This is a genomic window from Wolbachia endosymbiont (group A) of Pipizella viduata (genome assembly GCF_964028555.1).
GTDB lineage: Bacteria > Pseudomonadota > Alphaproteobacteria > Rickettsiales > Anaplasmataceae > Wolbachia.
The window spans coordinates 995915-1018815 of record NZ_OZ034787.1; the positions used below are offsets into that span (position 1 = coordinate 995915).

The window sequence follows — 22901 nt, forward strand, 5'->3', positions numbered from 1 at the left end:
GTTATTAGAGATGATCAACTTCGCTATGGTAGGCTATTATGTTAGTAATTGTGGTTGTAAAAACAATGAGTTTGTTAAGCTAAAGAAAGGAGGATATAAAACTCCTGCTCAACTTGAGAAAGAGGGTTACAAAGTTGTTCAATTTCATGGCATTATTTCTGACCAAGAAGTTCGACATACTGGTTATGTTTTCATAAGGGGTAAGGAAGTAACTATAGCATACCGCGGTACTTGTAATTCTTATGACTTCAAGAGAGATGTTGAAATACCTTTAATTCGCCAATATGAACTTCTGCCCAAAGGTGGTAAAATTCACCTAGGCTTCTACTCCGTATTTGAAAATTCCTGGGAGAGCCTTTACGGGATATTAAAAGGATATGCTAACGATCAAGGATTAGAAATCAGAGATTTAAAAATTAATCTTACAGGTCACAGCATGGGAGGTGCTGTCGCTAACATAGCTGCTCTATGTTTAAGTGTAACAGAGGATGCAAAAGATTTGCATATTGCAACTTTTGGTGCACCAAGGGTTTTTAACCGTAATGCTGCTAAAGTCTGTAATGAGCTCTTCGGAAGAAAGACTATTAGAGTAGTTGATCGATCAGATTCCATACCTTCATTACCACCTAATTTTATGGGCTATAAACATGTAGGCAAACAATTAAAAATAGGAAGACATTCCGTGCCGGCGCTACATGACCACAAATTGGAAGTTTATCATGATCTTATTTTAAAAATAAAGCCAAAAAATTTTAAGTCGGATAATAATACATCTGCAACATGCTACATCCTTTCCCGGACTGCTAGGGAAGTGTATGATGTACTAACTGTACCCAGTTGTCTTATTCCAAGCACCCATTCAAGTAGCGATAAACAATATTTTGAACGAGTGAAAGATCAACATAAGAATGCTTCATTCTCTGAAATAATTAATAGATATTCTGAGCTCAGCAATAGAAATGATAAATTTCTTGACAGAGATAGAAGAAATGGTATTATGGGTGACATAAGGGCTTCAATAAAGAAGCCCAGAGGCAATTATAATAAGGAGGGTGTAATGACCAAATTTAAAGAACAAAGTGAAAAGTCAGTCAGTTTGGGAGGAGGACTTCCTAATATTGACAATCTGACCAACTTGAAAGAAAGATCAGTTGGTAAAATGACCAATTTTGAAGAGCAAAATAGAGGGAATATGACTGGTTTGGCAGAATCGTTTGAAAACTGGGACGATTTGGGAGAAATTCCTGATATTGGCAGTCCGAATAATCTTGAAGAAGGTGAAAAGACTGTGGTTGAACGTGTAGAATATTTTAACAAGTATTTGAACAATCCTAAACCTAGTAAGCACAACCGTCTAGGAGTACCTACTATGGGTGTCAATCAGGTCCATTTAAAACAAAGTAAAAAGAAGTCAGTCAGTTTGGCAGAAGGACTTCCCGATGTTAATATTTTGACCAATTCGGGAATAGAAACTCCTGATGCTGACAAGTCGACCAACTCTAAAGAGGAGAGACAAAGTAAAAAGGGGTCGGTTCGGAAAAGACTTTCTCATTTTTTCCGTCCTAAAAAAAAGACACAAAGTAATGAAAGGTCGACCAGTTTGAGAGAACTTTTTACTCTTCGAGAAACGATAAATGAGGCCGAGGCAGAAATTAATGGTTTGCAGGGCGAGGAAAAGAATCAACAAGAAAGCAAACTTAAAGAAATTAAGGAATTGTTTCCGTTTTCTGGGATTCAAACTAACCAAGGAAAGGCCATAGAAGAAATTCTTTATGTAATTCAAAATGATCATGCATAATCAGTAAGTGATGAGCTAGATTCTTCAAGTAAAGATGTTAGTGATACTACAGGTACTCTTGCTAATCAGTCTACTGAATACATAACACTACAAACAAGTGATACGCCAGATTCCTCAAGTGATGAGGAGGATAATCACCAGCGTGAAAGTGAAGATAATCCACAACCAGAAACTTTATTTAACGATACAAACACATTGGATGATAATGCTAGTCTCTCAAGCAGTGATGAGCATAGCAGCACCTCTTCAAATGCTGGCGATGTGTCTACAACTGAAGATATTACTGACAATGAAGGGCCTCTGGTAACTACAACAGATAGTAAAGAGGGTAATGATCAACCTACAGGTAAAGGTGATTCACAAGGTCCGCAGATTATTGTCATCGATAATTCTAATAACGTAGTTGTTGAAGATAACGATGTTGAAACGCACCCACAAAGTACAAAAAGTAGTAAGCTGCCTGTTATAGCTGCTTTTGCACTAGCACTAGCTGGAGTTGCTTCGGGAGCGGCTATTGTAGTTTGCCTAGAGATGTTAGCAGTGGGAATAGCAGTTGGAGCTTGTTGTCTGGTTGCATCTGCAATTACATACTATTGTAATAGGCCTTCAAATTCACTTGAGGGTGGTAATGTTGAACCTGTAGCTAACAGAAAGTTTGTTGAACAACAGTAAGTTGAAGAATAAATATTGTAGTTTACCATTTAATAATTTATTATAATTGTATTAATTATTAGTGAATAAAAACTTGGTAAACTACGAAGAAATATTCTTAAACAAAATCAAAGATATAAAAGATGAGGGGCGCTACCGTGAATTTACGCACTTTGCGTCATTGCCAGGTAGGCTCCCCCACATTATGGACTATGAAAGAAATAGGGAAGTAATAGTCTGGTGCAGTAATAACTATTTAGGAATGTCACAAAATGAGAAAGTTATTGCCGCTATTCAAAATTCATCAATTGGTGCGGGGGGAACAAGAAATATATCTGGTACAACAAAAGAGGTTGTCGAACTGGAAAAATCCTTAGCTTGTTTGCATAAAAAAGAGGCTGCTTTAACTTTTGCTTGTGGCTACCTTGCTAACCAGACAACACTTAGCACTTTATCGTCTATTATTCCAAATGTAGTAATTTTTTCAGACGAGAAGAACCATTCTTCAATGATAGAAGGCATAAAATCAGGAAAAAGACCAAAACATATATTTAAACACAATGATGTTGATCACTTAGAGCAGTTGTTAAAGTCCTTAGACACAAAAACACCAAAGATAATAGCACTTGAATCCGTATATTCAATGGATGGCGATATAGCGCCGCTTGAAGCGATATGCGATCTTGCAGATCAACATAATGCAATCACCTATTTGGACGAGGTGCACGCAGTTGGCATGTATGGTTCACATGGTGGCGGAATTGCAGAAAGAGAAGGCCTGATGGATAGAATAACCGTCATTCAAGGTACACTATCGAAGGCTTTTGGAGTGATGGGTGGGTATATAGCGTCTTCAAAGAGCTTGGTAGATGTAATAAGAAGTTCCGCTCCAGGATTTATTTTCACCACTGCTATGTCGCCTGTTTTAGCAGCGGCAGCAAAGGCAAGCGTTGAACACCTAAAATCGAGCAACATTGAAAGGGAAAAGCAAAAGCAAGTCGTTGAAAAAGTAAAAAACTCACTGAGAAATACAGGAATTAACTTCATTCCAACAGAAACTCATATAATTCCAATAATAATTGGCGACCCAGAGTTATCCAAAGGAGCATCAAAATTATTATTTGATGAGCATGGAATATACGTTCAACATATAAATTATCCAACAGTGCCAAGAGGAACTGAGCGTTTCCGTATTACCCCTACACCTTATCATACTGATGAAATGATAGAACATTTAACAGAATCTCTTATAAAAGTTTTCGAAAAGTTGTCTATCTCTGTAGCCTGTTTATCCTAATTTAATATCGCCAGCAATAATCAATCCGTTGTCTTCCGTTAGCCTTCCACCGCTTTCTTGCAGAAAAAGTCTACCGAGCAAGGCTTTATATTTGTTAACTCCAGAGTAAACTGCTCCTCTGTGCCTTCCTGCTGCAAGGTACGCAAAGCCTAAAATTGTTGAACCGATGGAGCGTACATTACTATTGCCAGGCAGCAATTTATTTAATAAATTACCACTTACATCTATTAGACCCCCTTCACGGCTTTTCACCCGCATTTTTATATGACGAGATCTAAAATCCTCAAGAAAAGCACCTTTCTTTTCTTCTGCCCAAAAAGTTTCTCTAAGAGCCGGAGCATCAATTACAGCTGCCACAACTTTATTTTTATGAATGAGACAGACTGATACTGCAAAATAAACCATGCAACTAGAAAAGTTCTCCCTGCCCTCTATAGGCATAATAAACCAAGTGCAACCGTTATCTTTTATTTCTTGGTCAGTATCATCTTCGGAAATAAACCCATAGTCTCGTTTGTAGTCGTGCAAGCAATCGTATATGGTTTGCTTGGATTTTGAATAAGTTTTATTAATGAAGTCTGCTGATTTAACATTAGAAATTTGCAATTCATTAAAATCGCGCATAAGCTGCCTGGAAGCACTACGCACAGAATCAAGCATCACATTAATTCGTGGTGATGAGATGGACATTCTTCCTTTTACTCTTTCACTCTTTCATAATAGCTGTCATCTGGAGTATATACTACAATTTTATCCTCTTCTTTTATAAACTGAGGCACGTTAACGCGCATTCCGTTTTCTAAAATTGCAGGCTTATAAGAAGCAGTAGCAGTTTGTCCTTTAATAACAGACTCTGTTTCTTTCACAGCAAGTGTAACATAATCAGGTACATGCGCAGAAATTATTTTGTCTTGATAAGTTACTATTTTAACTTTCATATTATCCTGTAGATAAATCTTTTTTTCTCCCAATAAGTCCAAATTTATAGTGATTTGCTCGTAATTACTTGGATGCATAAGATTTACAATGTTTCCTTCAGTGAAAAGGTAAACATACTCCTCTTCATCTAAAATTGCCCTTCTGATTGTTGCATCAGAGCGAAATCTTTCATAGTGTTTTGCTCCGGTTTTAATGTTTTTCATTTCGGCTTGTATGTATGCACCACCTTTACCAGGTTGAGTATGCATAATACCTACAACCAAAAATAATCCGCCGTTATGTTCCAACACCTGACCTGGTCTGATATCGTTAGCTCTTTCTGCCATAATTACATTTTCAGTTCGATCTTACAATTATAAATAGCTTTATATAAATATCAAAGTCTTTATTAGTCAATAAATTCTGGCATATTGAGCACCATATACCTCTCCTTCATGTTTATGTGCGGAAACATTTCTTTGGTAAAAGACAGCATAATGCGTTTTTTTGTGCTGATAACTAAAATTTCTAATATATCCCCTGAGCCGAAATTATACACAGATTTTACATGGCCATATAATTCATCACTTTTCAACCTTACTTCCATATCTACAAGGTCACTTTGGTAAAATTCATCCTCATCATTTAGCTCTGGTAACTTGCTTCTTTCTATATATAGCTTCTTATTCCTTAAAAGCTCTGCTTCATTACGGGAATTTACTCCGCTGATTGTAGCTATTACTAGATTATCACCTATGACGGATACTAAGTCTATTTTATAATTCTCATCACCACTTATTAGCTCACCATATAAGGAGATATTTTCAGGTTTTTCGGTAAAAGTTTTTAATTTAACAGCTCCTTTAATTCCGTGAGGAGAAGTAATCATTCCGAGGCATACCAGATTGTCGTTCATATTAAGATGATAACTAATGTTGGATTTTTTGTCTATAAGGCATAAAATACCTAAAATGTTTATTGTAATTCTATCAATACAATGTATTATGGAATACATTGTATTGATAGTGGGAAGATATGAGTCAATGTATTACTAATCAAATAAAAGAGCTTATCCCTCATTTAAAGGAAGTTCATAGTAAGCTACAAGGTGAATCTATAAAGCTCTTCAGTGACAAAGAATCTATAATAGTAGAACGTCGTAAACCTGTTGTTGAAGAGATGCTAAAGCATCTAGAAAGTTCTTCCATCACTAACTGTAATACTATGATTGATGCAGAAACTGGGTTTGGCAAGACTTATGATATTGGATTGTGGAGTCATGCGCTAGCTCAAGCAGGATATCACCATTTAGTTGCAGTGCCAAATGGTAATTTAGTTGAACAAGCTAAGAAAATGATAGATGGTGCATTTACTGTAGATGTTAAAACACCTAAAACTGTGCAAGAAATTAAAGATGCGCTGAAAGTCACTGAACCTACAACAATTATAGTAACACATGATCTGCTTTTACAGCAAGAGAATGATCGAAAATTTGAAGAGCAAAACGGTGAAAAGCCTAAATTGTGGGTTAGTGTTGATGAAGCAGATAGCATTAACAAGCAGCAGGCCTTTGAAAATATGTGCAAACTTGATGCGGAATATCCTACGACTTACCTAACCGCAACACCAAAGAAAAGGATCTTAAACAGATGTGGAAAAATTATCAGTCCTACAAGATCAAGTAGACGCTGCATTGCAGACACTATCAAAACAGTAAATGTTATTGCAAAAACTAATGAAAGAGAAAAATTCAATCGAGCATTCGTGGTGAATGTTGCTGCTACCATAATACCTTTAATTACATTATTCCCTATTATAAATAGTAATGTTGCTGCAATAATTGGTCTAACTTCAGATTATTGGCTGTATTCCGCTTTAATTGAGAATCTATATTGTATAGTTTCTATGTTTATATTTAGTATAGTAATGTTGCCAATTTGGTGGGTATTGACCAAAATAACTGGAGTAGAATCAAAAGAACTGCTCCTTAGGTTTGCTGCTAACGTGCGCAGCTTATTTACTAGGGAAAAGTCTAGTCCAGCTCATGAATATGTTGAAGAATGTGAAGAAGTTTTTAATTACAATAAACTTGTTGACTCTGATAATCTGCTGGAATCTGTAAGGTGGAACGTACAAAGCCCAATTGGGGAAAATGCTCTTATTCTAGTTGATGATGTGAATAGCATAATTAACCTTAGCTTTGCATTGCAAGGTAAGAATAATTTGGTATATGAAGATGGTACGCGTTATGAAGTTTATAATAAATTTCAGCCTGAAGGGATGTCGTACTAAGATTACAGACTCAAATTACGTCAATCAAACTTTATAAACTGCATTAAAAAGCAACACCCCGTTCTAACGGAAGAACAGATATCTGAATTGAAAGACAAGGTAGATTTTAGCGATACTGTTAAGTATCTAGAATACAGAGTAATGCATTCAATGATCGATCTTACACTCTCGTATTTAATGGGATGCGATAACACCGCTTTGGATAAACAAAGAAGAGACGATTTAGGTGGATTAATAGAAGGTGTTAAAGATAAGGTTAGTACTGCTAATAATGGCAGCATTATAGCTTTCCTAGAGGAAAAAGGTTTTAGTGAGCAATTCGCTAAGGATAAGCTTTTACCACAGGTAAATACAGTTATTAGTGCACTGAAAACAAGCAACGATGATCAAAGTAGATTAATAGTAGACAATTGGCACTTAAGTCAAAAGCTACATGATCTTATAGAAGGTGCACTACGCAATCTCAGCGATTTCTGTGAAAAAAATAAATGTATTTTTGCAGGACTTGGAAAAAATGATCTTGGTATTGAGACAAATAAACCTTTTTTTAAAATAACACGTAATGACGAAGGTGAATATGAAGTTGACTATTGTAATTATGACCAAGGTGATTTAAGTACATTGGCTAAATATGCGTTGATAACAATTATAGACGAGTCAAAAGGCCGTGGTTTCGATAGTGAGTATAATCACGTTGCATCAATATTTAGAGATTCAACTAGTCAGTTCAACAATCCAGCAGAAGCTTTGCAGAATTTGGGAAGAAATAGAGAACGCAATCCTAACAGGCAACCTTGGTTTTTTGCTGCTGGAGGTGAAAAAATTGAGTTATTTGTAGATAAAGTTTTAGCAAAATTAAAAAGCGCACCGCAGGATTTTTGTCAAAAGGTTTTATTTCCAGCCACTGATAGGTACAATAAACTAATAAAAAATAGAATGGGAATAGAGCTTGGAGAAAAAATAGAGATCTATATTAGCGAAAACATGGATGCACTAGGAAATATCGATGACGCAGCTCTGAAAAAATTTTCAAAGGATTTGATAAAAGAGGTGTATGAAAAAGTACATGATATAAATGATTTTGACGTAGGAAAGACAGAAGAAGATTTACGTAAGATTTTAAAAAGCACAGAAAAATATCTTTGTTCATATGAAGACAGAATTAAAAACAACGGTAAATTATCTTACACACGCTCAGTTCTATTTTCTGTGGGAAGTGCTATTGTAAAGTCCATGTATTATCTATGGGCAGGATTTGACTATTTAGTCTTTTTAGCTAAAGCGTATAATGTAGGTAAGTCTGAAAATGCTGATGCAAAGGCATATGTGCACATAATCAGAAACTGCTACTTTGAAAGTAGTGTGAAGGCTAAAAATGTATTAGGTCATGTATTAAAAATTGCCGGAGAAAATGATGATAGTTTTACACAAAATAGTTTGTACGAAGGCAATGGAGATAGGTGTAAAGAAAAAATCATCTCATATTTTCAATCCAAACAATATATACACGCATTAGATAAAACAGTTGCTTGCATTGAAAATGAGCATTTAGCAACAGTTTTGAAAGCCGTAGGTTACGGAGATGATGCTAATAAAACAGCACAAGAAATTAAAGACTTTTTGTGTGATTTAAAGAATTTAAGCTGCACAGACTTTAGAAAAAAGCATTATTGTGGATGTTCATATAAAATGAGCAATTTATACAAGATCAATAATCAAATTAGTATGGTAATTGATGATATTGTAAGTTGCCATAAATGGTGTTATGAAGTAATTTCAGAGTGGGAAAATTTTCTTGACCAGAGCTTAGAGAAAATTTTGATTTAGGACTTAAATTAAAAACTAACCATAATATTTTTAAAGTAAAAGTTAACAATGACTTTTCTGAATTGTGGCGCAAGAACTTGACAGAACGTTCTGGACAAAGGATGGTCTTGGGTACAGCTATGCTATTCATCGGACTTATAGTTTCAGTGAAGCTTATATATGAAATATCATTAGGCTATACTATGCTATTGCCATCACTTTGCGGTTCCATAGCATTTGGACCGCTAGCATTTTTGTGTGGTGCATTATTATGTGGAGTAACGACCTATTTAGTGAAAGGAACATTTTTTCTTTTTGGAATACCAATCCTGTTAGGGGAGTTGTCAAAATGCGTTTTTAGAAACGATTTAGTACAGGATTTATTAGACATAACATTGTCGCTTGGTAATAACGCTTTTTTCTATACTCCGACAAGCATCATACAATCATTTATATTTGAGGATGCAACAAAGTTTGACTCACTAAGTGATATGAATGAGCTTACACTGATAAGAGAGCAGGATAAGGTAAAATACATGAACGAGATGGCTGATGCTATAGCTACTGACCTATCTTCAGTCCTGATACAGCCAATACCTCATGAAGAGAAATCTCCTTATGTGTCTGCATCTGCTTGATACGTAGCACTTAATCAGAAGATTTTTCAGATAAGTATTGTCTAAGAATCTCAATTCCTTCATCAATCTCATTTTCAGTGATAATTAGTGGAGGTAGAATTCTCACAACGTTATCTGATGTTACTCCAACAGTGAGTAAACCACGATGACTTAACTCTTCTGCAAACTTTTGATTGTCTGCTTTCACTTTTATTCCAAGCATTAACCCCTTTCCTCTTACTTCTTCTATTATTGGAAATTTACTTGCTAAGTCTTCTAATTTATTTTTTAAATACTTACCTCTAATTTCAACATTTTTCAAAAAGCCAGGACTGAGCAATTCTTCGAGCACAGCATTACCTACTGAGGTTGCAAGCGGATTGCCACCAAAAGTGGAACCGTGAATACCGACCGCCATATACTTAGCAGCCCTTTCAGTTGCAAGACAAGCCCCTAGCGGAAAGCCTCCTCCTATTCCCTTTGCAAGAGCACATATATCAGGTTCCACTCCTATATGTTCGTATGCGAATAATTTTCCTGTCCTACCAGCACCGCATTGTACGCAATCAAAAAATAACAATATGTCATTTTCATCACACAGCTTTCTTAGTTCTTTCATAAAGACTTCATTCATTACTTTGATACCACCTTGACCTTGTATTGGTTCTACTAATATAACGCCTATACCACTTGAAATTGCTTTCTTTGCGCTCTCAATATTGGGCTCGATATTATCACACCAATCAATACAGGGACTCAGTAATTCAGAAAATTTCTGTTTATCGTTTGCAGCACAAGTTAGGAAGGTTCTTCCATGAAATGCACCATGGAATGTTAAAATTCTGTGAAGGTTTTTATTGCCTTTTCCGTTTTGATAGACCCTAGCAATCTTAAGCCCACATTCTACTGCCTCTGATCCAGAATTTGAGAAAAATACAGTGTCAGCGAAACTGTTGTTTATTAATTTTTCTGCAAAATTATTGGCAGCAGGTATATTATAGGTATTTGATATATGCCATAATTCTTCTCCTTGCAATTTTAGAGCACTAATTAATCGCGAATTGGTGTGACCTAAGCTACTAACGGCTATTCCAGAGTGAAAATCTACGTAGCGCTTACCGTCAATATCATACAAGTAAATACCTTTACCATAAGAAAAATTTATGTTAACAGGAGAATAAACTGGCAAAATAGGAGAAATTGTCATAAAATATTATATGCTAAATTTTATTATTAATAACATAAAAACCGTTGTTTCACAATAAGAAGAATATGTATAAGCTAGGTAAATCAATGTTTTCTGCGCTGGAGAAAAACAAATACACAAAAGTTATTGCATTACTCTCATCGATCTTTATGATTTTATTCAGTGTGATATATTGTAATTATTTACTAAGGAGTAATTTCCTTTCTTCTTACCGTGATTCAAGTGTAAACTTAAAAAGTATACTGGAAAATGGCATAATAAAAAAATACCATTATTTACTAATAGAAAAGCATCACATTAAATACAAAAATTTTGACTACATAAACCAACTGGTAAAACTGCGTGCTGAATTATTACAATCAGTGAGCAAAGTAAAGGATTTCAGCTTAATACTGTATGATCAAAACAGCAGAATAATATTCAGTAATTTTAACACTCAAGATTATGATTATGAACAGTTACTTACAAACGATGAAATTGATGAACTATTAAGTAACCAAGAAATATTTTATACTACAGGAAATACATTAACTTCTATTTTTCCTATATTCCATGAAAATATCGTTAAACCTTCGTTTTTTTTGAAGATTCTTCGAAACTACAATAATTCTTATGTTATAGCATATGGCCTATTTTTAACATTTTTGGGCTTATTATTAATAATTTTAATATTAATAATGTTCTATTTGCAATTTTCTAATACCCAAATGCTAGCCAAGCAACATAAAACTAACATTGAATTACAGCAGATAAAAGAGGCATTAGAGCAAGAAAATGCAAATAAGCTAAAATTTTTTGCAAGCGTTACACATGAATTACGCACACCTCTTAATGCTATTATTGGATTTGCGGAGTTGATCAAAAATGAAACTTTAGGTTCAATGGATAACTCTCAATACAAGGAGTATGCAGACGATATATATAATGCAGGAACACACTTACTTACCTTAATTAATGATATGTTAGATTTTTCAAAAGCTGAATCAAGTAGTTTAACAGTAGAAAAAGTGAAGTTTAACCTGAACAAAATAATAGATTCATGCGTAAATATGCTATTACCTAAATTAAAAGAAGCCGGGATTAATTTAAAAAAAGAGACGACTAATAAACAATTATTAGTCATTGCAGATCCTAAGAGAATGAAACAAGTTATAATAAATTTATTATCAAACTCAATCAAGTTTACTCCCAAAGATGGTTTAATAAGAATGGTGATAAAAGAAAATATAGAAAAAAACTTATTAACTATTGAGTTTCATGACAATGGAATAGGAATAATGCAGCAGGATATATATAAAGTTATGTCTGTTTTTGGCCAAGCAGATTCGGGATATAGAAATGAAGGTACGGGCATCGGATTACCGCTAAGCAAGAAATTAGTAGAGTTAATGGGTGGAACTTTCGACATTAAAAGTGAAGCAAAACTTGGTACTACGATAACATTGAACTTCTTTTATGAAGAACAAACATGTGAAGATTCGATTGATTTTTAATAGGATCTATTTGATATTGTCTTGAAAACCACACTTTATCAAAAGCAGCAAGCCGAGAAGGTAGATACCTTCTGGCTAGTCAACAAGAAAATTATAAAAATTGAATCTCAAGCTGTATTGTAAAATCAAAAAATACTTCTAACTGTGTAGCGGTATACAGATTATAGTTAGTGGATATGTTGATAAGTAAATTAGTTATACCAATTCCCGCTATACAAGCAACGGATAGACAATAATGAAAAAAAAGCCATACTGAAGTAAGTAAAATAGCGAGGTTTAAATGGCATTAAGATCAAAATTATTGGATGAAAAAGTGAGCAAAAGAAATGCTGAAGAAAGTAAGAAATAACACATATGTTGCAAAAAAACTAAATGCTGTAATTGCAGCAAAAAAGCATAGTATAACAGCCGTAGCAAAGATATGTTGCATTTCAAGAAAGGCACTTACTGCATGACCTAAAATTTGGCAGAGAAGAAAAATTATTTGCTCCACCTCAACGCCGTAGAAAAACTATATTGAACCAAAGCCAACTTGAACAAGTTGAAGCATGGATACAAGAAAATCCCAACATTACCATTAAAGAAACGAGAATAAGAATTCAGGAAAAGTTTGGTTTAGCAAGTCTACAGTACACCGTAATATGCAAAGAATGAAATTCTCATATATCACACCAAGACCAGTGCATAACGGACAAGATAAAAGTAAACAAGAGGAGTTTAAAAAAAAATCTTAATGAAACTATTGTCATGTATCCTGAAAAAGAGCTGTTTTTCTTCGATGAATCGCGGTTTGGCACACATTCAAAGATTGGACACGGGTGGTTTAAAAAAGGCATTAGGACACAGGTTAAGGTAAAACTAGGTAGGAAAATTTTTATCTCTATAGTGCACCAGAAATGGAGAGAGTTCTGGCTCAAACGTCAATACTGATTGTATGAATATATTCCTTGAGCAGATGTCACAATATTTAGGAACAAGGGAAGCATTTCTTATCATGGATTGTGCTAGTTGGCATAAGTCAAAAAATTTAAAGGTGCCTAAAAATATTGACATTATATACCTACCTCCATATTCACCTGACTGTTGAGAGGTTTTGGTTATACATAAAACAGAACATTTTGCGCAATAAAATCTATGATACAATTGCTCTGCTTGAGAGCGCTTTGTGCAAATTTATTGCCTCTCTTTCTCACTCCACAATTAAACAACTCTGCAATGCCTCTTATTTGATTCACTAATAATGAGAATTGGTATTAGAACAATTGGGGAGAAATCTTGATAGGTTAAAAGAACAAAACCCTATACCACGAACTTTTGTAGGAAAACCAGTTGTATCTCAAGTTATTGATACTTTACATAAAGTCACTAAAAGCTAGGCTGCTGGCTAGCGCCATTATTGACAACAACTTCATAGAGCTTGCTTGATATCATGTAAGCACCAGCTCCCACTATTAACGCAGATACAACTATTGCCAAAATGGGTAGTTGAACTGAATAACAGACCAAAGCTGTTGCTAGTGCAGCAGCAATACCAACAGCAATTGCAATTTTTTGTTTTCTAGAAAATATTGGTGGCTCTTTTTGAGAATAAACCCCAGAATTAACAGGAGGATGTCCCATTACTGTTTTCTCACTAGCTGCCTTCTCCCTTTTTTCTTTGCTATCAGAATCACCTCCTGTTTTTTTCTTACCGTGCTGTTTTACAGTACCTTTATCAGGCTCTTTTTGTGCAACATGCTGTTTTGTTACATTACCTTCCTCTTTTTTTGTTTCAGTTGATGCTCTTGGTTCACCCCAAAGCTCTCGCTTTATAACATGCAGGTTATCTCTGATATAGCGAAATACCTCATACATTAGATCTTCTTCTTTCCGCTTTTCTACTTCTTGCTCCTTTCTTCTTAGCTGTTCTATAAAACCACACAGCTTTTGTTTTATAGGCACAAGTTCATTATTGAGTTCTGTATAACTGCTTTTAACCGTTTCTTTTTCTAGCGTAATTTCTAGCATTCCTACAAACGTCTGAAGGCCTGACGTTATAGCGTACAGACTACTGTAGTATTCATCATTTAGCGTTTTTTTAAGACTGTTAAGATTACTGAGCTCTTGTTTCAGGTTATTAAAGAATTTCTTATCTGACGTTTCTTTAAAGTTTTCACAAAGCTCTTGCATAGTGACCAGTGTAGACATTAGTTCCTTCGGTGGGCTACAAAATCGTACATGTAGTTTACCGATTACAGGGTTTCCTGGAAATGCAGCAATGATCTTGTCAAATAAATTGTAATATTTAATAAGAGGATTACCTTCAATCTCAATAACAGGCCCTTGAGAAAACTCTTGTTCAACTTCACCGTCAACAATAGTACCTTTAACGGCAAGCTTTATACCTGATATTCCAAGTATTTGAGGTATCGCTTTACTGCAAACTTGAAGGCCCCTTGTACTGATTAGGCCATTTCCTCTTATGATACTAACAAGTGACTCAAGGTCCTTATTCTTATCTACCAACTCAAGTAACTTTCTGTGGTACTCTATTGAATCCTTTTGCTTCTTTAAAAGTTCTTGTATAGAAGTCAAGAACTCTTTATCTCTCACGCTATAGGTACGAAGTTGATTTTCAATATCACTTTCAGGAGTGTAGCCACCAGTGTTCTGAGCATAAATATTAGCCCCATATTTTATAAAAAATTCTATTAAATCAATAAGTTGTTCTTTGAAAGCTTGTTCTCTATCTAATATTTCAAATGACTGACGAATAAGCTGATGTAAAACAGTATTTCCTCTATTATCCACCACTTCATTAATGTTTGCTCCACTTTCTAGTAGAAGTTTTGCTGACTCTGCGTTGAGACTTTCATCAGAATAACGGCATGCTCTGGATAATAGAGTTTTTAAATCATGGACATTATCATCATCATTCATTGCATTTGGATCTGCCCCTGCGTCTAATAATAATTTTACTACTTCTTTATTCTTATCTTCTTCGGTGTAAACAGCTCTACTTAACGGAGTCTGATTATTGCTATCTCTTATATTAATGTCAGCTCACTTTTCCAATAAACATTGAATTAGTAGTATACATGCAGGCTCTTTTTCTCTGCATTCAATTGCCCTATGTAGTAGCGTTGTTTCTTTAACTCTATTTAAACTACTGTATAACTTGAACTTAAAACTTGGATTAAAATTACTATTTTTCCACTCTTCATATACAGTACTAAAATTTTCTCTTAACTGATTTTTTATTTCCTCATAAATTCCAGTATAACTAACCTTACCAGAGTCAATATTATTACTTATTCTTGCAAATATATTCCTAAACTTTTTTAATTGAGACTCACGTGGTGCCATATTACTCTAACCCTAAAATTATTTAATTGTACAATAAAGCTAAAGGAAGTCAAGTCCAGCACTTATTCAGGAAACAATAGCTTAAAAAGAGACTTAGTGTTAAATTTCTAATAGATTACTTATAAAAATAAATCTTATGGAAAGCAGAGCTAAGGCTTGGTTCATTTGGCTGATCAGTAACTTGGTTGTTATATTCAGCAATATTCAGATAGTTTATACTTTTATAAGTGTGAATCTTGAAAAAGAACTTGGACTTACAATCGCGCAAGTTGCGCTAGCTAACTCAGTATATACTTGGACTTTTGCTATCTTACAATTTTTTAGTGGGGCAACGTTTAATGTTTTTTCCAGTAAAAAAATTTATTTTTTCTCATTATCAACTATGATCTTGGGGTTTTTTGTCCTTATTAATAGTGACAATTTTTCCCATTTGATTTTATCTCAAGTATTGATTGCAACTGGAGCATCATTTGGTTTTATTGGTGCTGCTCATACAAGTAGCATATGTTTTTCCGTTGCCCAATTTGGATTAATGTTTTCACTAGTGCAGACAATTTCAAGTCTTTCCGCTTTGGTGATTCAAATGTTGTTCTCTAGCTTGCTTGCCGAAGGTGCAGATTGGAAGAATCTGATTGTATGCATAATACTATTTGGTGTGTTGATATTTGTACTTACGCTTTTTTGTCCAAACACACTTCCAGAAAGCAGTTCAGAAGAATGCACAATAAAAAGCTCTATAAGAACAGTAATGTGCTCTGTACTCACATTGCTAAAATTAAGAGATATCTGGATAACTTCAGTGGTGGGTGCTATTACTTTTGGAACATTTTTAGCACTGAATACCTTGTGGGCTCCAAGGTTACTGAGCAACTCAGAACTTGATGCAGTGGAGTCAGGTGTAGCAACCGCAATATTATGGCTTGGTCTTGCAGTTGGTGCTCCAATTGCAGATCGAATCTCAAATCTATTTAAAAATAGAAGGCATGTAATCTCTGCTTTTGCTCTGTTACAAGGTATTTCAATGATTATTTTGTTGTGCAGCCACTTAACAGTCCACGTTGTGTACTTTTGTATGTTAATGTTCGGGTTTTTTGCGGGAGGACATATGGTTAATTTTACTGTCGGCAGCGAGATTGTGAAACGAAAATACATTAGCACATCATCATCCATTATCAATGGGTTTATGTTTATTGTCAGCGGAATTATAGTGTCAATGCTAGCACTTTTTACAGATCATCAAATGGCGCTTTTTGCAATATTTGTAATGTTGGCAGTTGCTAGTATTTTAAATTATGCTACAGAAGAGACATACCCTAAAAAATAAAGTAGCTGAATCTCGAGTCGATTGCTATATTATATTTACGTATTGTAATATTTATCAATAATGGATCACGTTACAACAAAAGACACAACAGTAACTAAGGCAACGATAGCTGAAAATATAAACCAAGAAATAGGATTATCAAAGGAAGACTCTGCTTCGATAATAGATGATATATTGAACGAAATAAAGACAAGCTTGGCAAAGGATGGAATAGTAAAAATATCGTCATTTGGAACATTCTTGGTTAAGAAAAAGAAGGAAAGACCAGGGAATATACCAAATACATCAGAGAAAGTGATGATTCAGGCAAGAAATTCAATTTCTTTTAGGCCTTCAAAAGTTATAAAAAAATTAATCAATAATTAATGAATAAGGAAAAATTATTTTATACGATTGGGGAAGTAGCTGAAGAGCTACATTTGGAACAGCATGTTTTAAGATTTTGGGAAGGTCAATTTCATCAAATTAAGCCTACAAAGCGTAAAGGAAGAAGGCTATATGATCTTAAGTGTATAGAGGCCATAAAGAAAGTAAAATACATGCTATATGATAAAGGATATACAATAAAAGGAGTGCAAAAAGAATTTGGTAATGATATAAAAGTCAATCGTGATCCAAAGAATTTGTTGCAAGAACTTACCGATTTGAGGGATTATTTAACTAGTAAAATAAATAACGAGGAAAGTAACGAACAGGCGTGAAACACTACGTCTCGCTAAAATTTTGGAGTTTTGTGAGAGTTGATATATCTAAAATGTGGCATATAGCTTCATTTCTTATATTATTAGCAATATTAATAGGCTGTGGCCTGCAAAAACCTGCACCTGTGCTGCTTAAAGGCGAAGAATTTTACGGAAAAAGAGAGCTGGAATATACAAGAGAGTACCATTTAATTAGGGAGCCTTTAATAAAAAAAGAAAATAGAAAAGCCATCATAAACAGGATATACAAAGATAACAATAATGCACAAAACGTGGGGGTAAATTGCAAATTTGTAATGCCAGTTAAAGGTACAGTTATTTCAGCTACCTCTTCTGATGAAATGTGTAAGGATGGCATAAAAATTGCTGCTCAAAATGGAACGAATGTAGTTGCCTCTGCACCCGGCAAAGTGGTATATGTAGGCAAAGGGCTGAGATGGTATGGAAATTTAATTATAGTAGAACACAAAGATAATTACATGACTGTGTACTCCTATTTAAAAAACATACATGTTGAAATTGGTGATAAAGTAAAGCAAGGTCAAGTGATTGGATCTGCAGGTAAATCAAGCACACAAGATAAAGATCCACAGATGTGTTTCACAATACGGCATAATGGCCAAGCGGTTGATCCTTTGATGCATGTGAACTGTAATTGAATTTGGATTTATATGAAATATGATTTTAAAAGTGTTGAAAAATTTTATCAAGATAAATGGGATTTTTCTGTAAGCAAGAATAGTGAACAAGAGAAATGTTACGTATTGGAGATGTTTCCATATCCATCCGGTAAAATTCATATGGGGCACTTACGTAACTATGCAATAGGGGATGTGATAGCGCGTTACAAGAGAGCTCGTGGATTTGAGGTTTTGCATCCAATTGGCTGGGATGCGTTTGGATTACCAGCTGAAAATGCAGCAAGGGACAATAATATTAGCCCTGAAACATGGACAAAAGAGAATATAGATAATATGCGTACACAGTTGAAATCTATAGGTCTTTCTTATAATTGGGAGCGTGAACTCTCCACATGTGAGCCTGATTACTACAAACACGAACAAAAATTTTTCCTGGATTTTTTAAAGCATGGGCTTGCCTATCGAAAAGAGTCATGGGTTAACTGGGATCCAGTGGACCAAACAGTGCTTGCAAATGAACAGGTAGTTGATGGAAAAGGGTGGCGATCAGGTGCAGTTGTTGAAAAACGTAAGTTGTCCCAATGGTTTTTAAAGATTACTGATTTCGCTGAAGACTTACTCAAGTGCCTGCAAAGTTTGAAAAATTGGCCAGAAAAAGTCAAAACAATGCAGGAGCGTTGGATAGGAAAATCTGAAGGAGCAACTATAGAGTTTGAAGTAGTTGGCTTAAATAAGAAATTGAAGGTTTTTACAACTTATCCTCATACTTTATTTGGGGCTTCTTTTTGTGCAGTGGCAGCAGAGCACCCTATTGTGCAGGATTTAAAAAATAAAGAAATACAGGACTTTATCGATAACATAAAAACAAATGGGGAGAATGATGAAAAAATAGGAGTTTACACCGGATTAAACGTTAAGCATCCATTTCTTGATAAGGAATTGCCGCTTTACATAGCGAATTTTGTGTTGATGGAATATGGGGAAGGCGCGATTTTTGGTTGCCCTGCACATGATCAGCGTGATTTTGAATTTGTACAGAAATATAATTTGCCGATTATTCCCGTAGTTCGTGAAGAGGGTGCACAAACTATAGAGACCTTGAAGGTCGTTGATGAGATAATGTTTAACTCTGAGTTCTTAAACGGATTAACGGTAAGTAGAGCAAAGGAAGTAATCATTAAAAAGCTCAAAGAAAAAGGGATAGGTGAGAAAACAACAAACTATCGTTTACATGATTGGGGAATTTCGAGACAACGTTATTGGGGATGCCCTATACCTATAATATATTGTAAAGATTGTGGAACTGTGCAAGTGCCAGAAAAAGACCTTCCTGTAGTTCTACCTGCAGATGTAGAATTTACAAGTGGTGGCAATCCGCTGGATAAGCACCCAACTTGGAAGTTCGTTGATTGCCCAAAATGTGGAAAGCAAGCAGAGCGTGAAACTGATACATTCGACACCTTTTTTGAGTCTTCCTGGTATTTTGCTGCATTCTGTAGTGAAGATAAATCAATAGACAAAGATACATGTAATCGTTTTATGCCTGTTGATTATTATATAGGTGGGATAGAACATGCAATTCTGCATTTGCTTTACTCACGATTTTTCTGCCGTGCTTTAACCAAATGTGGCTATTTTGCTATTAAAGAGCCTTTCTCTACTTTAATCACTCAAGGAATGGTCTGCCATGCAACTTATAAAGACGAAAATGGTAAGTGGCTATTTCCCGCAGAAGCAAAAGAGTTGATTGCACAAGGAGCTAAGGTTCAAGTGGGCAAAGTTGAAAAAATGAGCAAGTCGAAAAAGAACACAGTTGATCCAAATTTTATCATAGAAAAGTATGGTGCTGATACTGCTCGCTTGTTTGTGTTGTCCGACACTCCTCCAGGAAAAGATATGGAATGGTCCGATGATGGCGTGGAAGGTTGTTCTCGTTATGTAAATAAATTGTGGCGTATGGTCATGCAGCTGAGACCTGTAAATATACACTATGATAATGAAAGTATTACGGGTGGACTTCTAGAGTACAGAAAAAAAATTCATAAACTCTTACACGGACTTACAGATGACTTGGAAAACTGCAGATTAAACTGTGTAGTGGCAAAATTTCGTGAGATGACGAACTTAATAGCTGAAATAGATGTAAAAACTGGAAAATCTCTTATTGATGAAGGTATATGTATATTAATCAGAGTAATCGAACCATTCATACCACATCTAGCTGAAAGCCTATGGCAAGAAATAGGAGATCAACCTTGGCCAAAAGCTGATGAATCATTATTAGTTGACGATACGGTAACTATAGCAGTGCAAATCAATGGAAAATTACGCACAACAATAAAGGTAGCAATTAACTTACCTCAAGAAGAATTGAAGAAAATAGCGATAGACTCTGTGTCCAGTAAGATCGGTCAAAGCAAAGTTCGCACTGTATATGCTGTACCAAATAAGATAGTAAATATAGTTATATAAAAAATCCGAGTGTATCTGTTCAGGCAATGGCGTCAACTTAAGGGAAAATATCAGTGATAGTGTATAAAATTTCTCTCTAAAATTTTTACTATTAAATTACCCAAAAGCTGCAATAAACAGCACTTTTGTTTCTGTTTTATAGTATTTTCAAAAGCGAATGATAAAGGTATAATATATTCTATACCGAGAATATGCACAAGCTCCAAGAGGAGAAAAAATATATGCTGATGTTCCAGGAAAAAAGCGGGAAAGAGTGAGTATAATAGGTGGATGGATTGAAAAGAAGTTTATTACACCAATGACCTTCACAGGAGGGTGTAATAATGTATGGTTAGAGCGAACCACAATTGCAGCGTAATACAACCATAGTTATGGATAATGCTACATTCCATAAAACTCCCAAAACAAAGTCATTAATAGAGTCTTTTGGCTGTCATTTGCTTTATCTTCCAACATATTCACCTGATCTAAATCCGATAGAGCATTGTTGGCACACCATCAAAAGTCGCCTCAGACCTCTAATGCATCAATGTACAGACTTACACCTTTTAGTTGGTAATACCATTTTAGACGTTTATCATTCGTTTTAGAAAATACTATAACTGCTAACATTGTTTGCTTTTATGCCTTGCCTCAGGCAACATATCTTTGCTTAGAAAGAAAGCAATAGCTCTTGCATCATGCTTGTCTGTTTTGTGTATAGAGCGGCGCACAACTTCAAACTGTCCGGGAGCGACTATTACCACACGCTTAACGTAAGGTGAAACTGCATCATAAAAGAAACAGTTATTGCCTGTTGCTTCTATAGCCACTTTATCTGTTTCTTGAAGATTTTCGATAAAATTATCCAAGTCTTTTAAGCAAAACGTTTGAATATACTCTGGCTTCCCTTCTTGCAGATAACAAGCAGTAAAGCTATTAGTATAACTCCAATGTGACGCATTTTTTCCTCCAATTGCATATTTCAATATATCAGAGTACCGGTTGTTCCAAACTCCTATACGAGGTCATCACATTTTGTGAGCCTCGCCGGTGGCAGAATCTGGGTCACGAGGTCTTCTTCCTACACTCCATGTAAGAGCAGAAAGTGCCTCAAAAGAAGTACCAACCTGCCACCTATTCACTCTGAAAAGTTATTATCTTCTCTTGCTTTCAACCAAGCAATACTTATTCATATCACCTGGGTAAGGTCACAGTCATATAATAAAAGACCAAGGACGTAAGTATTTCTTTCCTTTTGCAGAAGAATATTGTCACTTATTTACTTAACAATTCAAAAAACTTGAAAGAATAAAGATAGCTATTGAAATTATCTTGATTTACATCAGTTATCCAAGTTTGACATTGAATACTTAACACTTCCTCTATTAACGCCTTTCTGTAATGTTTATCCAGATGAGACATTATATCATCAAGTAGAAGAAGTGGTGCCTTATTGTAATGAATACACCTTGCTTTTACACTGGATAAAATAATAGAAAGCAGTAATAACTTTTGTTCTCCAGTGGAGCACAGATTTATTGGTACGTTTCTTTTTTGACAAAAAACCCGAAAATTATCGTTATGCACACCAAGGGTTACTCTACCAGTCAATGAATCTTTTTCTCTGTTTTCCTTTAGACGATTCTGAAAATATTCTGCAGTATCGTCCAAAGTTAGCTGGCTGCTGAATTTCAAACTTGCCTTCGGAAAAAGCTTACTGGAATGGTTATCAATTGTATCTTGTAATATTTTTAAAACAGACGATCGCATATGTAAAATACTAACTGCATTAACGGCCATTATGTTTTCAAGACTAGAGAACCAGTTTTTGTTCAAAATGTTCTCCCTCAATAGTTTACTTCGCTCATGTTTAGCTTTTCTATATTTCATGTAGCAGCAAGTGTAATTTTCTTCAAACAGTGAAACTATACGGTCTAAAAATTTTAATCTGTCACTTGGAGAATTAAGAAGAACATAGTCCATTTGTGGAATCAGCCATATTACATTGGATATCTTATACAGAAATGAATAACTTGATTGCGTTTTTCCATCAATTTGTATTAGTTTCTTATCAAAACTCTTTGCGATACCAATTGAATTAAAATCCGTTCCATTAAAAAAATCATAGTGCACTACCCAATCTTCATTACTGAATCTATTTTGTATCTCACTGGCTTTTGCTTTTTTCATTCCATTGCTTTTAGCAAGCAACGAGATTGCTTCAAGTATATTAGTTTTACCAATACCATTTTCGCCAGTTATTACAACTGAGCTATCATCTGAATCCAGTTCAAAGTTTGAGTGGCTACGAAAATTATGTAATTTCAGCTTTTTTATGTAGCAATGGGTAGCCATTA

General features: G+C 34.9%; 20 protein-coding genes and 3 pseudogenes. 14 read left to right on the forward strand and 9 right to left on the reverse strand.

Going from position 1 to position 22901, the window contains the following annotated elements:
* Positions 1-10 precede the first annotated feature (10 nt).
* The 3 genes from ABWU50_RS04740 to hemA all read left to right on the forward strand — a co-directional run bounded on the left by ABWU50_RS04740 (position 11) and on the right by hemA (position 3746).
* Entirely contained in the window at positions 11-1798 is a 1788-nt protein-coding gene (locus ABWU50_RS04740; protein ID WP_353275519.1) for a lipase family protein, read from the forward strand.
* 195 nt (positions 1799-1993) lie between these two features.
* Entirely contained in the window at positions 1994-2470 is a 477-nt protein-coding gene (locus ABWU50_RS04745) for a hypothetical protein (RefSeq protein WP_353275521.1), read from the forward strand.
* Positions 2471-2543: 73 nt separating this feature from the next.
* Positions 2544-3746 carry a 5-aminolevulinate synthase gene (gene hemA / locus ABWU50_RS04750; RefSeq protein WP_353276368.1) on the forward strand — a complete coding sequence of 401 codons (1203 nt, stop codon included), beginning with the start codon at positions 2544-2546 and terminating at the stop codon, positions 3744-3746.
* On the opposite strand, the gene ABWU50_RS04755 is transcribed toward hemA, so the two are convergent.
* From ABWU50_RS04755 to rimM, 3 genes are all read right to left on the reverse strand, one after another.
* Positions 3738-4436, reverse strand: coding sequence for an inositol monophosphatase family protein (locus ABWU50_RS04755; protein ID WP_353275522.1), 699 nt, complete (start codon positions 4434-4436; stop codon positions 3738-3740). The two genes, hemA and ABWU50_RS04755, sit on opposite strands and share 9 nt — an antisense overlap.
* An 8-nt stretch (positions 4437-4444) precedes the next feature.
* Positions 4445-5011: an elongation factor P gene (efp, locus tag ABWU50_RS04760; RefSeq protein WP_187297399.1), complete on the reverse strand. Its 567-nt coding sequence runs from the start codon at positions 5009-5011 to the stop codon at positions 4445-4447.
* A gap of 62 nt (positions 5012-5073) precedes the next feature.
* Positions 5074-5580, reverse strand: coding sequence for a ribosome maturation factor RimM (gene rimM, locus ABWU50_RS04765; RefSeq protein WP_353275523.1), 507 nt, complete (start codon positions 5578-5580; stop codon positions 5074-5076).
* Between the two features lie 119 nt (positions 5581-5699).
* Between rimM and ABWU50_RS04770 the strand changes: the two genes are divergently transcribed.
* The 3 genes from ABWU50_RS04770 (at position 5700) to ABWU50_RS04780 (ending at position 9400) form a co-directional block, all read left to right on the forward strand.
* Positions 5700-6956 (forward strand): DEAD/DEAH box helicase family protein, encoded by a 1257-nt coding sequence (locus ABWU50_RS04770; RefSeq protein WP_353275524.1) that lies wholly within the window; start codon positions 5700-5702, stop codon positions 6954-6956.
* An 87-nt stretch (positions 6957-7043) separates the two neighbouring features.
* Positions 7044-8783, forward strand: a complete 1740-nt coding sequence (locus ABWU50_RS04775) for a hypothetical protein (protein WP_353275525.1) — start codon at positions 7044-7046, stop codon at positions 8781-8783.
* A gap of 119 nt (positions 8784-8902) precedes the next feature.
* Positions 8903-9400 carry a hypothetical protein gene (locus tag ABWU50_RS04780; protein ID WP_353275527.1) on the forward strand — a complete coding sequence of 166 codons (498 nt, stop codon included), beginning with the start codon at positions 8903-8905 and terminating at the stop codon, positions 9398-9400.
* Positions 9401-9410: 10 nt separating this feature from the next.
* On the opposite strand, the gene ABWU50_RS04785 is transcribed toward ABWU50_RS04780, so the two are convergent.
* Positions 9411-10586: an aspartate aminotransferase family protein gene (locus ABWU50_RS04785; RefSeq protein WP_353275529.1), complete on the reverse strand. Its 1176-nt coding sequence runs from the start codon at positions 10584-10586 to the stop codon at positions 9411-9413.
* A 65-nt stretch (positions 10587-10651) separates the two neighbouring features.
* Between ABWU50_RS04785 and ABWU50_RS04790 the strand changes: the two genes are divergently transcribed.
* Both ABWU50_RS04790 and ABWU50_RS04795 read left to right on the forward strand, forming a co-directional pair.
* Positions 10652-12079: a sensor histidine kinase gene (locus ABWU50_RS04790; RefSeq protein ID WP_353275531.1), complete on the forward strand. Its 1428-nt coding sequence runs from the start codon at positions 10652-10654 to the stop codon at positions 12077-12079.
* A gap of 280 nt (positions 12080-12359) precedes the next feature.
* Positions 12360-13317 (forward strand): annotated as a pseudogene (locus ABWU50_RS04795) (IS630 family transposase).
* 127 nt (positions 13318-13444) lie between these two features.
* Here the strand turns inward: ABWU50_RS04795 and ABWU50_RS04800 are convergent.
* The 3 genes and pseudogenes from ABWU50_RS04800 to ABWU50_RS04810 form a co-directional block, all read right to left on the reverse strand.
* Positions 13445-14998, reverse strand: a complete 1554-nt coding sequence (locus ABWU50_RS04800; RefSeq protein ID WP_353275533.1) for an ankyrin repeat domain-containing protein — start codon at positions 14996-14998, stop codon at positions 13445-13447.
* A gap of 36 nt (positions 14999-15034) precedes the next feature.
* Positions 15035-15115: pseudogene (locus ABWU50_RS04805) on the reverse strand (hypothetical protein); the annotation flags it as partial.
* A 6-nt stretch (positions 15116-15121) separates the two neighbouring features.
* Positions 15122-15424 (reverse strand): hypothetical protein, encoded by a 303-nt coding sequence (locus ABWU50_RS04810; RefSeq protein ID WP_353275534.1) that lies wholly within the window; start codon positions 15422-15424, stop codon positions 15122-15124.
* Positions 15425-15560: 136 nt separating this feature from the next.
* Between ABWU50_RS04810 and ABWU50_RS04815 the strand changes: the two genes are divergently transcribed.
* The 6 genes from ABWU50_RS04815 to ABWU50_RS04840 all read left to right on the forward strand — a co-directional run bounded on the left by ABWU50_RS04815 (position 15561) and on the right by ABWU50_RS04840 (position 21152).
* Positions 15561-16748 (forward strand): MFS transporter, encoded by a 1188-nt coding sequence (locus ABWU50_RS04815; RefSeq protein ID WP_353275535.1) that lies wholly within the window; start codon positions 15561-15563, stop codon positions 16746-16748.
* A gap of 60 nt (positions 16749-16808) precedes the next feature.
* Complete coding sequence (locus ABWU50_RS04820; protein WP_353275536.1) at positions 16809-17114, forward strand: integration host factor subunit alpha; 306 nt, start codon at positions 16809-16811, stop codon at positions 17112-17114.
* Complete coding sequence (locus ABWU50_RS04825; RefSeq protein ID WP_264732147.1) at positions 17114-17449, forward strand: MerR family transcriptional regulator; 336 nt, start codon at positions 17114-17116, stop codon at positions 17447-17449. Before ABWU50_RS04820 ends, ABWU50_RS04825 begins: the two co-directional genes overlap by 1 nt.
* A 53-nt stretch (positions 17450-17502) precedes the next feature.
* The gene (locus ABWU50_RS04830) at positions 17503-18108 is read left to right on the forward strand and encodes a murein hydrolase activator EnvC family protein (RefSeq protein WP_253310003.1); all 606 of its coding nucleotides are present in this window, start codon (positions 17503-17505) and stop codon (positions 18106-18108) included.
* A 12-nt stretch (positions 18109-18120) separates the two neighbouring features.
* Entirely contained in the window at positions 18121-20562 is a 2442-nt protein-coding gene (gene leuS / locus ABWU50_RS04835; RefSeq protein WP_353275537.1) for a leucine--tRNA ligase, read from the forward strand.
* Between the two features lie 371 nt (positions 20563-20933).
* Positions 20934-21152: a transposase gene (locus ABWU50_RS04840; protein ID WP_264736254.1), complete on the forward strand. Its 219-nt coding sequence runs from the start codon at positions 20934-20936 to the stop codon at positions 21150-21152.
* An 18-nt stretch (positions 21153-21170) separates the two neighbouring features.
* On the opposite strand, the pseudogene ABWU50_RS04845 reads toward ABWU50_RS04840, so the two are convergent.
* Positions 21171-21518, reverse strand: a pseudogene (locus tag ABWU50_RS04845) (IS110 family transposase); the annotation flags it as partial.
* Between the two features lie 301 nt (positions 21519-21819).
* Entirely contained in the window at positions 21820-22899 is a 1080-nt protein-coding gene (gene recF / locus ABWU50_RS04850) for a DNA replication/repair protein RecF (protein WP_353275539.1), read from the reverse strand.
* Between the last annotated feature and the right edge of the window lie 2 nt (positions 22900-22901).

Coding starts and splice junctions, on each gene's coding strand:
- ABWU50_RS04790 (WP_353275531.1), top strand. CDS start 10,652: ATGTATAAGCTAGGTAAATCAATGTTTTCTGCGCTGGAGAAAAACAAA.
- recF (WP_353275539.1), bottom strand. CDS start 22,899: ATGGCTACCCATTGCTACATAAAAAAGCTGAAATTACATAATTTTCGT.
- ABWU50_RS04810 (WP_353275534.1), bottom strand. CDS start 15,424: ATGGCACCACGTGAGTCTCAATTAAAAAAGTTTAGGAATATATTTGCA.
- ABWU50_RS04740 (WP_353275519.1), top strand. CDS start 11: ATGATCAACTTCGCTATGGTAGGCTATTATGTTAGTAATTGTGGTTGT.
- ABWU50_RS04830 (WP_253310003.1), top strand. CDS start 17,503: ATGTGGCATATAGCTTCATTTCTTATATTATTAGCAATATTAATAGGC.
- ABWU50_RS04825 (WP_264732147.1), top strand. CDS start 17,114: ATGAATAAGGAAAAATTATTTTATACGATTGGGGAAGTAGCTGAAGAG.
- ABWU50_RS04770 (WP_353275524.1), top strand. CDS start 5,700: ATGAGTCAATGTATTACTAATCAAATAAAAGAGCTTATCCCTCATTTA.
- ABWU50_RS04800 (WP_353275533.1), bottom strand. CDS start 14,998: ATGAATGATGATGATAATGTCCATGATTTAAAAACTCTATTATCCAGA.
- ABWU50_RS04820 (WP_353275536.1), top strand. CDS start 16,809: ATGGATCACGTTACAACAAAAGACACAACAGTAACTAAGGCAACGATA.
- ABWU50_RS04840 (WP_264736254.1), top strand. CDS start 20,934: ATGGATAATGCTACATTCCATAAAACTCCCAAAACAAAGTCATTAATA.
- leuS (WP_353275537.1), top strand. CDS start 18,121: ATGAAATATGATTTTAAAAGTGTTGAAAAATTTTATCAAGATAAATGG.
- ABWU50_RS04755 (WP_353275522.1), bottom strand. CDS start 4,436: ATGTCCATCTCATCACCACGAATTAATGTGATGCTTGATTCTGTGCGT.
- ABWU50_RS04780 (WP_353275527.1), top strand. CDS start 8,903: ATGCTATTCATCGGACTTATAGTTTCAGTGAAGCTTATATATGAAATA.
- rimM (WP_353275523.1), bottom strand. CDS start 5,580: ATGAACGACAATCTGGTATGCCTCGGAATGATTACTTCTCCTCACGGA.
- ABWU50_RS04815 (WP_353275535.1), top strand. CDS start 15,561: ATGGAAAGCAGAGCTAAGGCTTGGTTCATTTGGCTGATCAGTAACTTG.
- efp (WP_187297399.1), bottom strand. CDS start 5,011: ATGGCAGAAAGAGCTAACGATATCAGACCAGGTCAGGTGTTGGAACAT.
- ABWU50_RS04785 (WP_353275529.1), bottom strand. CDS start 10,586: ATGACAATTTCTCCTATTTTGCCAGTTTATTCTCCTGTTAACATAAAT.